Below are 13,170 nucleotides of genomic sequence, written 5' to 3' on the forward strand. Positions count from 1 at the left end.
GACAGAGGATCGCTTACGAACTATGGCCGATCACCGGCCAGATGGCGCTCCAGGAACGGCAAATTGTCCTGTCCCCAATAGAGTTCACCGTCATAGCGATAGGTCGGGAAACCAAAAACGCCGCTTGCTAAGGCATGTTCGCGATCTTTCCCCCATTTCGCCTTGACGTCGTCATCCGTTTCGCGCCGAACCAGCGCCGCGCCGTCGAGCCCCGTTTCGTGCGCAATCGCGCCACGGACATTTGGATTGCCGATATCCTTGGCCTCGGCCCAAAACGCATGCTGCAAGGCGCTCGTGAGGCCGGTCCAGTCCTTGCCATCGAGAAAAGCGGCGATCACGATCAGTGATGCTGGCGTCGGATCACCGAGCGCCGGCCGGTTTTCCAGAAGCAGTGATTTCCCTCGCACACCGGCCCAGCGTTTGAGGTCTCGTGCGCCATAGGCACGGCGTGCATCCGGCCGATTTCGCGAGAAGATGCCCCCGTTTTCTTCGACAACAGTGGTCAAATAGGGCCTGATCTCAGCACCATGACGGGTCGCAAGGTCGACCAGGCCATCGAAACCAATATGGGACCACGGCGAGCCGATCGAGAAGAAGTAATCGATTGTCTTTGTCACGTTGATTGTCCTGCTTGCAAGGCTTGATGCGCTCGGTGCCATTGTTCTCTAGGCCGCCCTTTGGTCGGCAGGCGACCACCCGAGCTCGGGAGCGATATGTGTTACAAAGTCACGGACAATCTGGCGGTAATCCTCATCCTCGAATTCGTACGGAAGCTCGAGCCTCAGTTCGTGGACATGCGGCAAAATCGGGTCTGCATGCAACCGTTCCAGGATCTCGTGCGAGGTGCCGACGAGGTCGCGGGCATAGAGCGTTCGTCGTTCCCCCTGCGGCGCCAGGGTTCGCTCTGTACGTCCGATCGCGTAGTCGAGATAGCGCTTGCGCGTCCTTGCATCCGCACTATCAACGGGAACGATGACCCGGCCAAGCGCCACGCGCCTGCCGTCGCCGCCCGAGGACCGATAGAGCGCAAGCTGGCGGGCCTGCGCCACGAAAAACGCGTCCGTCTCCTCGCCGGTCGTGACGTTGCCGATCAACAGATTGAAGCCGTGGCTTCCGGCCCAGGCGGCCGAACGCAGCGACCCGCCGCCATACCACAGCCGATCGGCGAGCCCCTTGGCATGCGGCTGCAGCCGCGGGCGTTTCGCGCCAAAGGGCGTCTTGATCAGCGTGTCGTCGTCGCCCAGCGCGCCGCCACGCAGGTTTTCCTGAAAACGCAGTACCCGCTGGTGCGAAAAGTCGTAGGCCGACCAGTCGCCGTCAAAGGCGAGAGGCCCGATAAGATCGAGATGCGGCGGCTTGCCGGCGCTCAGGCCGACATTCAGGCGACCGCGCGACAGCACGTCGACAGTCGAAAGGTCTTCCGCCAGTCGATAGGGGTTTTCGTAACCGATCGGAATGACCGCTGTACCGAGCTCGATGCGACTTGTCCTCTGGGTGGCGGCCGCGAGGAAGGCGGCGGCCGAGGAGATGCCGGGCTCCAGATGCCGCTGGCGCACCCAGGCGCTGGCAAACCCGAGCGCCTCGCCATATTCCAGGAGTGCCAAGGTCTTTTCGAGTCCATCCAACGGATCGTCCGCGGGGTAGTTGCCGGGGCTGAGGAAGCCGATATGGCTGATCGATATCTTGTTCCGCGTCACGCCATTGCTCCTTAGAACTTCGGAAGGCCGGGCGGATTGGTCTCCGACTTCGGCAATGCCTCTTCCTGCAGATGCCAGCGCGCGAGCACCTTGCCGTAGGTCCCGTTTTCGATCAGGCCGTTGGTGGCGATGGTCAGCGCATTGGCGAGCCCGCTGCCCTTGCGGGTGGTGATCGCCACGTCGGAGCGCTCCGGCCAGCCGGCGCTCAAGGTCCCGACCCGCTTGATGTTCTTGTCACGTGCGGCGATGAAGACGAGCTGCGCATGCGGCTGAACGATGACGTCGGCGCGACCGGATGAGAGCGCCACCAGGCTCGTCGCCTCGTCGTCGTAATATTGCAGCTCCAGCGGTTTCAGACCCGCAGCGACATTCTCCTCGCTCCATTTGAGCAGGATGCGCTCCTGATTGGTGCCGGCGCCGACGATGATCCTGAGGCCCGCCGCATCCTTCGGTTCCTTGATCGCCGCAATCCCGCTGTCCGCCCTGACGAAGAAGCCGTGCAGCCCCTGGCGATAGGTCGAGAAATCGAACTTCTCCTTACGCTGTTCCGTGACGCCGACATTGGAGATGACCGCGTCGTACTTGCCTGACGTCAACCCAAGTGGCCAGTCGATCCAGGCGGTCGGCACGAGCTCGAGCTCCAATCCCAGGCTGTTGGCGATGGCGCCGGCATATTCCGGATCGGCGCCGATGACCGTACGCGCATCGGTGGCGTAAGTGGCAAGTGGCGGCCCACCGGGGCTGACCCCGACGGTGAACTTGCCCGGCGTCACGAACTTGAAATCGACGGGGATTGCAGCGACAGCCGCCTCGTTGCGAACAGCCTGGATGCGCCCCGGCTGTTCCGGGCTGAGATCGAAGCCGGCATCGGCCGTCGCCGAAGCGACCTGTAGAAGGGTTGCCGCTGCTGCGGCGACAAGGATGCGAAAGGCGGACTTGCCAATCATGCTTTTGGTCTCCGGATGAATGCAGAAACCGGACCGGCGGCGGCACCGCCGATCCGTTGGGCTAGGATCAGGAACCGCTCTTCGGGAGGCCTGGCGGGTTGGTCTGGGCAGCATCGACGGCTTCCGCGCCGAGGCTCCAACGCTTCAGCACTTCACCGTATTTGCCGTTCTTGATCAGGTCGTTGAGTGCGATGGTGACGGCATCGGCCAGGCCACCGCTCTTACGGGTGGTGACGGCGATCTCGGCGGTTAGCGGCCAGCCGCCGCTGACGATGCCGACCACCTTGGTGTTGTTCTTGATCGATGCGGCATAGGCGCGGGTGGCATTGGGATTGAACTCCACATCGGCGCGGCCCGACTGCAAGGCGAGATCGCCGGCGGCGCGGTCGTCGTAGTATTGCACCTCGATCGGCTTCAGCCCGGCTGCGACGTTCTGCCGGTCCCATTCGAGAATGATCTTTTCCTGGTTGGTGCCGGCCCCGGTGATCACCTTCAGCCCGGCAATGTCCTTCGGCTCCTTGATCGCCTCGATCTTGCTGTCGGACTTGACGAAGAAGCCGAGCACGTCCTTGCGGTACGTAGAAAAGTCGAACTTCTCCTTGCGCTCCTCGGTGACCGTGACGTTGCTGATGACCGCGTCATATTTGCCTGAGGCAACGCCGAGCGGCCAATCGGCCCAGGCGACGGGAACCAGTTCGAGCTCGAGCCCGAAGCTGTCGGCGAGCAACGAAGCGACATCGGGGTCGGCGCCGACCACGGTCTTCGAATCCGAGGCGTAGGTCGCAATCGGCGGATCCCAGGGATTGATGGCGACGGTAAACTTGCCCGGATTGACGAACTTGAAGTCGCCAGCGATCGCCCTGATCGCCGCGTCGTTCTTTTCCGCGCGCACGCGGTTCGACGTGTCGGGGCTGAGGTCGAATTTCTCCTCGGCGTGGACGGAGCCAAGTCCGAGGGTCAGCGCCGTGGCGGCGCCGGCCAGAAGCAACTTTGCAGTGTCGAGAATAGTCATGTCAGTCTCCTTTTCAATCTTTGGTTGCCGACGATGGCAAAGCTCCGCCATCGGCACTGGACGGGAAGCTTTGTTAGAGAACGCGCGCCAAAAATTCGCGGGTGCGTGGATGCTTCGCCTCGGTAAAGACCTGGGCCGGGGGGCCTGCCTCCAACACGCGGCCCGCCTCCATGAAGACGACCGTATCGGCAACCTCTCGGGCAAAGCCGGTTTCGTGGGTGACGATCACAAGCGTCGTGCCGGTTCGGGCAAGCTCCTTGATAACATCGAGCACTTCGCCGACCAGTTCCGGGTCGAGCGCCGAGGTCGGCTCGTCGAACAGCAGCACCTTCGGGCGCAGCGCCAGCGCGCGGGCGATCGCGACGCGTTGCTGCTGCCCACCCGAGAGCTGGCGCGGATAGGCGTCGACCTTGTCGCTGAGGCCGATTCGGGCGAGCAGTTCCTGGGCAAGGCGCACCGCCTCCTCGCGCTCAAGGCCGCGCGCGTGAATGGGCGCCTCGATCAGGTTTTCGAGCACGGTCAGATGGGGGAAGAGGTTGAAGTTCTGGAACACCATGCCGATATCGGCGCGCCGTTTCAGGATGTCTTTTTCCTTGAGTTCATAGAGCGTGTCGCCCTTCCGGCTGTAGCCGACGAGTTCGCCGTCGATCGCGATGAAGCCGTCATCGACGCGCTCCAGATGGTTGATGGCCCTGAGCAACGTGGATTTGCCGGAGCCGGACGGTCCGAGGATCGCCGTGACGCTGCCCGCCGGCAAATTCAGCTCGACCCGGTCGAGGACTTTCAGCGACCCGAAGCTCTTCGAGATCCCGTGCACATGCACCGCGCCGCCGGCGCGAAGATCCCGGGCATCGCCGAAGCCGACCTTTGCGGTTGCGGCGGCCGGGCGGGCCACCTCCGGCAGCGGCCGCCGAAAGCGCGCGACGAGCGCCTGGAAAGGCAGCGGCGCCGGATTGCGCACCGCCCCGCGCGAATAATAGCGTTCGATGTAATGCTGGGCGATCGAGAGCCCTGTCATGATCACCAGGTACCAGACGGTCGCCACCATCAGCAGCGGAATGACCTCGAGATTGCGGCGATAGATGACCTGCACCGTGTAGAACAGCTCAGGCAGCGCCAGCACGTAGACCATCGAGGTGCCCTTGGCGAGACCGATGATCTCGTTGAAACCGGTCGGCAGGATCGAGCGCATGGCCTGCGGCAGCACGATACGGAACGCCTGGCGCCGACGCGGCAGACCGAGGGCTGCGGCCGCCTCGTGCTGGCCCTGGTCTACGGCGAGAATACCGCCGCGCACGATCTCCGCGAAAAAGGCCGACTGGTTGAGTGTGAGCCCAAGGAAGGCCGCAGCGAAAGGCGTCAGGAGCTGTGTCGTCGGATAGTTCAGCCAGACCGTGTCGGTGAAGGGCACGCCGATCGCGATGGTCTCGTAGAGGTAGCCGAGATTGTTGAGCACCAGCAAAAGCACGATCAGCGGGATCGAGCGCAGCAGCCAGATGTAGCCGAAGGACAGGCCGGCAAGCAGCGGCGACCTGGACACGCGGGCAAGCGCAAGGGCGGTCCCGAGCAACGAGCCGGAGACGGTCGCAAGCGCCGTCAGAAGCAGGGTGCGGCCAAGGCCCGCCAGCACCGGCTCGGCGAAGAACCATTCGGCAAAGACCTGCCAACCCCAGCGCGGATTGGTCAGCACCGAATAGAGCACGCCCGAAATGGCGAGCGCTGCAAACAGCGTGCCGAGCGCGCGGGCGGGATGGCGCGCCGGTACGATGCGGTAATGGGAATAGCCCGGGTTCGGCTCGCTCATCCGGCTGACACCGGGCGCGCCGGCAAGATCGCTCAAAACTGCCATGGTGGATCCTCTCTCAGAAATCGGTTGGCGGCCGGCGCAGCAGACGGCACGATCGGTCGGCGTCAGGGGTGGCTTGCCGCCTTGGGCTGTGGCGGCGGCACGTCGGCCAGAAACGCCAGCGTGGCTACCAGGTGGGAGATATTTTTCTCGAAGGGCAGCGTCTTGTAGATCTCCGGGTCGGCCTCGACATCGAAGAGTGCTGTGTATCCGTTGGCTAGATAGAGCCCGACCGCCTCCGGCTGGCGGAAGCCGGTCGTTAGATAGACGCGCGAATAGCCCTGACGCGCCGCCTGCGCTTCGAGTTCGAACAGCACCTTGCGCGCCAGACCCTGGCGCCTGAGGTTGGAGCGGGTCCAGATGCGCTTGAACTCGGCGGTCTGCTCGTCATAGGCCTTGAAGGCGCCGCCGCCGACGGCTTCGCCGTTGCGCATCAGGAGCACGAAATTTCCGGACGGCGGGGCGAAGGCTTCCGCCGGATAGCGGTTCATCTCGGCCGCGGCCCCCTCCTCGCTGAAATAATTGCCATAGCGGCTGTCATATTCGACGATCAGCTCGTCGATGAGCGGCTTGGCGCGGGGATCGAGGGGCGTGGTGTAGAGAAACGTGTCGCTCATGTCTTTCGCCATCCCTTGGGTGGTCACGCGAGAAAAGTTTCCACCAGCCGAACCCAGTAGCGGGCGGCCGGTGCGATGATCGCGTCGTTGAAATCGTATTCAGCGCTGTGGAGCGCCGCGCTGTCGCCGTTGCCGACGAAGGCGTAGTTGCCGGCTTTCTCCTCGAGGAAGAACGCGAAGTCCTCGCTGGCCGTGCGCGGCTTGAAATCTGCAATGATCGCGTCGGGGCCCAAGGCCTTGAGCGCGACATCGCGGGCAAAGTCCGTTTCGGCGGCGTGGTTGACCAGCGCCGGAAAGCCGAGCCGATAGTCGACCTCGGCCCTTGCGCCAAAACTCTCGGCCTGCGCCCGCGCCAGCGCCTGGACACGCTCGCCAAGCAGGCGGCGGACGTCGTTATTGAACGCCCGCAGGGTCAGTTTCACCGAGACGCTTTCGGGGATGACGTTCGACGCCTGGCCGCCGTGGATGGAGCCGACGGTGACGACAGCCATATGCTGCGGGTCGACATTGCGCGAAACGAGGCTCTGGAGCGCGGTAATCAGCGATGCTGTCGCCAGCACTGGGTCGACGGTCAGGTGCGGCTCGGCGCCATGGCCGCCCTTGCCGACGACCGTGATATTGGCCTGGTCGACGGACGCCATGGCCGGGCCCTCGACGAAGCCGAAACGGCCGGCGGGCACACCCGGCCAGTTGTGCAGGCCAAAGATCGCATCGACTGGGAAGCGCTCGAACAGCCCCTCCGACAGCATCTTGCGCGCCCCGGCGCCAATCTCTTCGGCCGGCTGGAAGATCAGTCGCAGCGTGCCGTCGAAACGCCCCTCCGAAGCCAGAAACCTGGCGGCGGCGAGCAGGATCGCCGTATGGCCGTCATGGCCGCAGGCATGCATCACGCCCTTGTGGCGGCTGGCATAGGCAAGCCCGGTCGCTTCCTCGATCGGCAAGGCGTCCATGTCGGCGCGAAGGCCGATGGCCCTGTTGCCGCTGCCGCGCTGCAACGTGGCGACGATGCCGGTGCCGGCGATGCCGCGGCTGACTTCGTAACCCCAGGAGACCAGCAGATCGGCAATCAGTCCGCTCGTGCGCTTCTCCTGAAAGGCAAGCTCGGGATGCTGGTGCAGGTCGCGCCGGATGGCGACGATCTCCTCTAGGAAGACCTGAAGGCCGCGCTCGACTGCGGCGGATCTCTGGGTGTCGGTGAGGATGAGGTTCATGGACGTAACTCCGCTGAAGCCGTCAGGCCCCGACGGCCCTTCCCCGCTCGCTTGCAACCGGCGGCTCCGCATAGCGGCTCTCGCGATAGGGGAGCCCCAGGTGATCGCGCAGCGTCTCTCCTTCAAGGTCGCGCTTGAAGTAGCCCTTGCCTTCGAGGATCGGCAGCACATGCGCGGCGAAATCGGCGAGCCCTTCGGCAATCACCGGGAAGCCGAGGATGAATCCGTCGGCGGCATCCTCCTCGATCCAGCGGATGATCTCGTCGGCGATATGTTCTGCCGTGCCGATGAAGGCGGTTCTCGGCGTTGCGGCATCGAGCGCGATCTCGCGCAGCGTCGCCCCGGTTTCGCGCGCCGTCTTCTTGATGCGGTCGGTCGTCGCGCGAAAGCTGTTCTTGCCGATATCGCCGATGTCGGGGAACGGCGCGTCCAGCGGGTAGGCGCTGAAATCGTGGTGGTCGAAGAAGCGGCCAAGATAGAGCAGCGCTTCCTCGATCGTCACCAGATCGCGGATGGCCCGGTATTTCGCCTCGGCCTCTTCGGCTGTGGCGCCGACGATCGGGCCGATGCCGGGAAAGATGCCGACCTCGCCAGCACGGCGTCCCTGCGCCACCGCACTTTGCTTGACTTGCTTGTAGAAGATCTTGGCGTCCTCGATCGGCCCGCCATTGGTAAACACCGCGTCGGCATGTTTTCCCGCAAGGCGGACACCGGAATCGGACGCGCCCGCCTGGAAGACGACCGGCTGACCCTGCCTGGAACGCTCGATGTTGAGCGGCCCTTCGATCCGGAAGAACCGTCCCTTGTGGTTGAGCCGGCGCAGCTTCGTCTTGTCGGCATAGACGCCGGTTGCCCGGTCGCGCACGAAGGCGTCGTCGTCCCAGCTGTCCCAGAGCCCCTTAATCGCATCGAGATATTCGTCGGCGATTTCGTAGCGCAGTTCGTGTTCCGGATGCTCGCGCCCGTAGTTGCGGCCAGACCCTTCGAGCGGCGAGGTTACCGCGTTCCAGCCAGCGCGGCCGCCGCTGATCAGATCGAGCGAGGCGAACTGGCGGGCGACCGTGAACGGGTCACTGTAGGAGGTCGAGACCGTGCCAACGAGGCCGATCTTCGAGGTCGAGGCGGCAAGCGCCGACAGGATCGTCAGCGGCTCGAAGCGGTTGAGGAAATGCGGGATCGACTGTTCGTTGATGTAGAGGCCATCGGCGACGAAGGCGAAGGCGATGCCGGCGGCCTCCGCCTTGCGCGCGGTGTCCACGAAGAACGAAAAGTTGACGCTCGCATCGGCCGGCCCGCTTGGATGTTTCCAGGCGTTCATGTGTCCGCCCGGTCCCTGCAGCATGATGCCGAAAGTGACGTTCTTCTTGCTCATGACAAATCCTTCCCGGAGTGATCAGGCGGCGAGCGACAGCCGCTCGCGTGCGATGAGTTCGACCGAAGCGAGGCGCTCGGCGGCGCCGACCGCGGGCGTTTCAATGACGAATTCCTCGACCCCGTAGCGGCGGTGCAGCGCGTCGAGTTCTTGGCGCACCTGCCGCGGCGTGCCGGTGAGCACGCTCGGTCTCTTTTCCTCGATGCGGTAATCGCTAAAGCCTGCCTGGCGGGCATAGTCGGCGGCCTGCTCCTCGCTGCCGACATTGACGCTCTGGCCGTTGCCGAAGAACACCTTGAAAATCTTCAGCTCGGCGACGCGCTGGCGCGCCCGTTCCTCGCTGTCGGCGGCGAAGGCCGCGAGCGCGAGCAGCGGTCGCTCACCGCCAGTCGCCCGCTCATAGGCATCAAACGTCTTTTGCAGATTGTCGGGATCGCCGTTGAGATGGCCGGCGAAAACCAGCTTCCAGCCCTTTTCGGCGGCAAGGAGGGCGCTGTCGACGCTTGCTCCAAGCAGGAAGCGTTCCGGCGCGACAGGCGGCAGCGGTGTGGCGAGCAGGTCGGAGTGTTGTGCCTCCTGCGGCAACAGATAACGATTGAGATCCGCCAGCTGCTCGGCGAAACTCGGTCGGAGCGCGGGATCTATCCCCGCCTGCAGCGCCCTGGTCGAAAGCGGAAATCCGCCCGGCGCCTTGCCGACGCCGAGGTCGACGCGCGATGGCGCAAGGCTGGCGAGAAGATTGAAGCTCTCGGCCACCTTGTAGGCGCTGTAGTGCTGCATCATGACGCCGCCGGATCCGATGCGGATCTTCGACGTTTTCGCCAGCAGATAGGCGATCAGGGTTTCCGGCGCCGAACTCGCTAGCCCCTGAATGTTGTGGTGTTCTGCGACCCAGAAGCGATGATAGCGCCATTCCTCCGCCTTCGCGGCGAGCTGGGCGGTCGCGTGAAGGGCCTCCGTTGGCGTCCTCCCCGGATCGACGGGGCTCTTGTCGAGAAGGCTAAGCAGATAGGACATGGTTCGGAGCTTTCATCGCCATTTACGATAGAAAATTATTAAATACATATTTTTTATAGATTATAGGAATGACGTTCTCTTTCGCTGCGCGAAACAAGAAAAGTTGCCGCTTTCGCTCTGCCCAAGAGACGATACCTTTCTTCGCGGTTGAAGTCCGCGGAAGGGGAAGGTCGGTACCGAGGCAGGAGGCGGGCGCAAAGCCGTCGCCGCGAGCGATCCCGTGTGTGGGTGACTGCCAGCCCCCGCTCTGCAGTCGGGGCCGTCTATGAGCTTAAGCCGGACGATCTGGCGAGCGACAGGACGCGGTAGGCGTGGCTGTTGTTGGCGGTCCTGTGCGCTATAAAGGTCGCTTGCTTGAACGGCGGCTGAGCTGGCCTTGAAGCGGAAGCTGTCGTTTCCTGTTTCCAAGATATGACAACGGTGGGTCAAGCGGTCGAGCGGAGCGGTCGTCATCTTGGCGTCACCGAAGACCGTGGCCCACGTAGACGCCGAAACGCCAACGGCAACTCCAGGAAGGGCGCGCCATTGCGGAGAGCACCAGGCTTAGGTTGGATAGCCGCAAGATAATGCCGCCAGTCGTGAATCGTTCGCGGTGGTTTGTCGTGACTGCGTTCTAAGATCCGCGGATGTTCGCAGAGGATGTTCCCCTCGGCTGCAAAGACCAGCCGCTCGGGATAAATCCACAGGCTGACGGGTCGGCTCGCAAAGGATGCCAGCACGCTGCAACGATTACGCTCGAAGGTGATCAGGCGTCGGCGAGACCCGCTTTTAGCTTCGACCCAAATTGCACAGATTGGTCGAAAGCTCCGTACGCGCCGTCAGAAAACGGCGTCGATCTGGCTGTCACGTTTCGACGATCGCTGAATCGGTGAGACATCAAGTGATGTCATGGCGTCGCGAGGACAGCCGCCGCGGTCGATGAGCCCTACCCGCGCTAAAAAAGACAAAAGTATTTCTGCTCGAACAAAACGGGCCTGAAGTGAGTTTCTACCAGCGAATTTAGATCAATTCTGACAAAATCCAAAAATATCAGAATCTTGGCGGGGGGATATTCGCTGCAATAGAGCATCAGTTTATATGTATGCTCGAACATCAGCCGGGAGACGATTCGGGAAATTACGCCGAAATGCTTGATCTGAAGACGGTTCTGGTTGTCTCGCTGGCGACCGCAAGCCTCCAAGCGGTCGCCTGGATCTTCATATGGCGGGCGTGGCGTCATCTCTACGAGCTCAAGTTCCTCGCCGCAGGGTTTGGGGCTATCGCCCTTGGCCTCCTCCTGATGATTGTGCGCGGCCCGGAACCTTCGGCCCTGGCGATCGTGGTGCACAATATAGTCATCAAGCTGGGTCTCGTCCTGCTTGCCGAAGGGCTTGCCCGCTTCCTGGGGCAGCCCCGTTACACCTGGATCGGCGTGTCGCTTCTTTTCTGCCAGATCGTGATCTGGAGCGCGGCTGTAGCGGTCGATACCGACAACATCGCGATCCGCATTCACAGCTCGACCGTCTTCACGGTCATCATGATGTCGGTGATGTGCCTGGGTCTCCTGCGAGACAGGACGCAGCCGTCGCTCCTGCGCTGGATCACCATCGGCCTTCTCGCCGAGTATATGGTGGCAAGTATCGTGCAGAGCGTCGCCGAATATCGCCTGTCCGCTGATTTCGACGGCGGCCCGATCCTGGCCGATCGCAACGCCTGGTACCTGCTGCAAGGCACACTCTTCCTGATCGCTTTTTTCGCTTGCCTCCTCTTCATGGTGAGTGCGAGGCTCTCCGCCGATCTGCGCGGGAAGCACGATGCCCTGTTGCGGGAAGTCGAAGAGCGGCGGAAACTCGAGGGTAAACTGAATGCCAGCCTCGAGACCGAGCGTGCCTTGCGTGACGAGCAGGCGGATTTCATGCGCGTGGTCAGTCACGAGTTTCGTACGCCCTTGGCGATTATTCGCAACGCTGCCGACATGATCGGCCTTGTCGGAGAAACATCACCCGCTGCAACCCGAGAACGGCTCGCCGGCATCGAAGAGGCGCTCAATAGACTCTTCTCCCTCATCGACAGGTTCATGGCGGATGACCGGGAAAATGGCTTCCAACCCGAGCCATTGCAGCTCGGCTCCCTAATCGGGGATGCACGACTGCATTTTGAGATGACGGAACGCGGCGATCGTCTGCATTTCAGTCCGATCGACGAAACAATCTCACTCCACGGCGACCCGGACATGCTTGGAACAGTGATCATCAATCTAATCGACAACGCCCTGAAATACGCGCCGGACGACCCTTCAATCCGCATTGAAGCCTGGGAAGAAGCGGATTTCGTCATAATCCAGGTCCGCGACCGGGGCATCGGAATTCCCAGCGCCGAAATCAGCAAGATCGGGCGCCGCTTCTTTCGGGCCTCCAACGCCAAGGCGAGCACGGGTACCGGCCTCGGGCTCTACGCGGCTCGCAAGTTTCTCGCCTATCACGGCGGAACGTTGCAGCTCGTCACGAACGGGGAAGCCGGAACGACAGCCATCGTGCGCGTGCCATCGTCGCACGAGGTGCGCACCGATCTACGAGAGGAGATGAGAGCGTGACGCACATTCTGATCGTGGAGGACGAAATCAGGTTGCGCAAGGATCTGGTCGATTTCCTCGGACTATGCGGATTTTCGGCCAGCGGAGTTGCGACAGCCCATGAGCTGCAGCAGGCCTTGCAAGAGGGACGTGCGCCTGATGTCGTCATCCTCGATGTAGGACTGCCGGATGGAAACGGCTTCGAGCTCGCAAGCCAGCTTCGCAAAACCCATCGCTGCGGCATCATCATGCTGACAGCGCTCAGTGACAGCGACGACCGCATCCGAGGCTTCGAGAGCGGCGCCGATATTTATCTCGTCAAGCACAGCACGCTGCGCGAGATCGAGGCTGCGACCCGCAGCCTGCTACGACGCAACGGTCCCCTGTCCGCTTCCACGAACGGCGACGGCGATCGATGGGTGCTGGATGGCACCAACTGGCTTTTGACCGCCCCCAACCACCGTTCGCTCAAGTTGACGGCGACCGAGTTCGCCTTCATGCGTGCACTGTGCAGCCGCGGCGGCACCTGCCAGCGCGAAGACCTGCTGGAGATCCTCGCCCGTCCCAGGTCGAATTTCGGCAACGGCCATCTCGATGCCATTGTCAGCCGACTGCGTCGAAAAATCGAGGAAAGCACCAACCTCACGGCTCCGATCAAGGTCGTTTACGGCGTTGGATATACCTTCACAGCGACGGCAATCGTTGAATGAGTATCTTCAAAACGGTGGCGCCGGATGTTCGTATCGGTCATTCGGTTGATTCACGCCTGGAACGCCATCGTCGATGCGAGCAGCCACGTTTTGCGCACCACCCGCGCGTATTGCTGCAGAGAATAGATCGTTGACGTCGGGGTGCGACAAAGTTCTCCCTGAGCGGAAATTTCGAATAGAAGTCATGACT

11 protein-coding genes and 2 pseudogenes are annotated in these 13,170 nt (G+C 62.6%); 2 read left to right on the forward strand and 11 right to left on the reverse strand.

Annotation, left to right across the window (positions count from 1 at the left end; translation table 11 throughout):
* Nucleotides 1-20 precede the first annotated feature (20 nt).
* The 11 genes and pseudogenes from L981_RS18965 to L981_RS33950 all read right to left on the reverse strand — a co-directional run.
* The gene (locus L981_RS18965) at nucleotides 21-617 is read right to left on the reverse strand and encodes a 2-hydroxychromene-2-carboxylate isomerase (protein WP_043619657.1); all 597 of its coding nucleotides are present in this window, start codon (nucleotides 615-617) and stop codon (nucleotides 21-23) included.
* Nucleotides 618-665: 48 nt separating this feature from the next.
* Nucleotides 666-1,697 carry an LLM class flavin-dependent oxidoreductase gene (locus L981_RS18970; RefSeq protein ID WP_043619659.1) on the reverse strand — a complete coding sequence of 344 codons (1,032 nt, stop codon included), beginning with the start codon at nucleotides 1,695-1,697 and terminating at the stop codon, nucleotides 666-668.
* A gap of 11 nt (nucleotides 1,698-1,708) precedes the next feature.
* Nucleotides 1,709-2,644: an ABC transporter substrate-binding protein gene (locus L981_RS18975; protein WP_043619661.1), complete on the reverse strand. Its 936-nt coding sequence runs from the start codon at nucleotides 2,642-2,644 to the stop codon at nucleotides 1,709-1,711.
* A 67-nt stretch (nucleotides 2,645-2,711) separates the two neighbouring features.
* On the reverse strand, nucleotides 2,712-3,656 hold the full coding sequence (locus L981_RS18980) for an ABC transporter substrate-binding protein (RefSeq protein ID WP_043619663.1): 945 nt from the start codon (nucleotides 3,654-3,656) through the stop codon (nucleotides 2,712-2,714).
* Nucleotides 3,657-3,729: 73 nt separating this feature from the next.
* Nucleotides 3,730-5,505: an amino acid ABC transporter permease/ATP-binding protein gene (locus L981_RS35910; protein WP_082006086.1), complete on the reverse strand. Its 1,776-nt coding sequence runs from the start codon at nucleotides 5,503-5,505 to the stop codon at nucleotides 3,730-3,732.
* A 62-nt stretch (nucleotides 5,506-5,567) separates the two neighbouring features.
* Nucleotides 5,568-6,131: a GNAT family N-acetyltransferase gene (locus L981_RS18995; protein ID WP_043619664.1), complete on the reverse strand. Its 564-nt coding sequence runs from the start codon at nucleotides 6,129-6,131 to the stop codon at nucleotides 5,568-5,570.
* Nucleotides 6,132-6,142: 11 nt separating this feature from the next.
* A complete protein-coding gene (locus L981_RS19000; protein WP_043619666.1) occupies nucleotides 6,143-7,330 on the reverse strand; it encodes a M20 aminoacylase family protein in 1,188 nt (395 codons plus the stop codon).
* Between the two features lie 22 nt (nucleotides 7,331-7,352).
* On the reverse strand, nucleotides 7,353-8,702 hold the full coding sequence (locus tag L981_RS19005) for an LLM class flavin-dependent oxidoreductase (protein WP_043619668.1): 1,350 nt from the start codon (nucleotides 8,700-8,702) through the stop codon (nucleotides 7,353-7,355).
* 21 nt (nucleotides 8,703-8,723) lie between these two features.
* Nucleotides 8,724-9,719: an MsnO8 family LLM class oxidoreductase gene (locus L981_RS19010; RefSeq protein WP_043619670.1), complete on the reverse strand. Its 996-nt coding sequence runs from the start codon at nucleotides 9,717-9,719 to the stop codon at nucleotides 8,724-8,726.
* A gap of 363 nt (nucleotides 9,720-10,082) precedes the next feature.
* Nucleotides 10,083-10,211, reverse strand: a pseudogene (locus tag L981_RS34600) (ATP-binding protein); the annotation flags it as partial.
* Nucleotides 10,199-10,487: pseudogene (locus tag L981_RS33950) on the reverse strand (IS21 family transposase); the annotation flags it as partial. The pseudogenes L981_RS33950 and L981_RS34600, both read right to left, overlap by 13 nt.
* 358 nt (nucleotides 10,488-10,845) lie before the next feature.
* Between L981_RS33950 and L981_RS19015 the strand changes: the two are divergent.
* Together L981_RS19015 and L981_RS19020 are read left to right on the forward strand one after the other, a co-directional pair.
* Nucleotides 10,846-12,291, forward strand: coding sequence for an ATP-binding protein (locus tag L981_RS19015; protein ID WP_156134153.1), 1,446 nt, complete (start codon nucleotides 10,846-10,848; stop codon nucleotides 12,289-12,291).
* On the forward strand, nucleotides 12,288-12,980 hold the full coding sequence (locus tag L981_RS19020) for a response regulator transcription factor (protein ID WP_043619671.1): 693 nt from the start codon (nucleotides 12,288-12,290) through the stop codon (nucleotides 12,978-12,980). Before L981_RS19015 ends, L981_RS19020 begins: the two co-directional genes overlap by 4 nt.
* Nucleotides 12,981-13,170: the final 190 nt, after the last annotated feature.

Source organism: Ensifer sp. ZNC0028 (genome assembly GCF_000799055.1).
Classification (GTDB): Bacteria; Pseudomonadota; Alphaproteobacteria; order Rhizobiales; family Rhizobiaceae; genus Ensifer.

Bases quoted from the DNA above. Each gene is read 5' to 3' on its own strand.
- L981_RS18980 (WP_043619663.1), bottom strand. From the start codon at position 3,656: ATGACTATTCTCGACACTGCAAAGTTGCTTCTGGCCGGCGCCGCCACG.
- L981_RS19000 (WP_043619666.1), bottom strand. From the start codon at position 7,330: ATGAACCTCATCCTCACCGACACCCAGAGATCCGCCGCAGTCGAGCGC.
- L981_RS18975 (WP_043619661.1), bottom strand. From the start codon at position 2,644: ATGATTGGCAAGTCCGCCTTTCGCATCCTTGTCGCCGCAGCAGCGGCA.
- L981_RS18995 (WP_043619664.1), bottom strand. From the start codon at position 6,131: ATGGCGAAAGACATGAGCGACACGTTTCTCTACACCACGCCCCTCGAT.
- L981_RS19015 (WP_156134153.1), top strand. From the start codon at position 10,846: ATGCTTGATCTGAAGACGGTTCTGGTTGTCTCGCTGGCGACCGCAAGC.
- L981_RS35910 (WP_082006086.1), bottom strand. From the start codon at position 5,505: ATGGCAGTTTTGAGCGATCTTGCCGGCGCGCCCGGTGTCAGCCGGATG.
- L981_RS19010 (WP_043619670.1), bottom strand. From the start codon at position 9,719: ATGTCCTATCTGCTTAGCCTTCTCGACAAGAGCCCCGTCGATCCGGGG.
- L981_RS19005 (WP_043619668.1), bottom strand. From the start codon at position 8,702: ATGAGCAAGAAGAACGTCACTTTCGGCATCATGCTGCAGGGACCGGGC.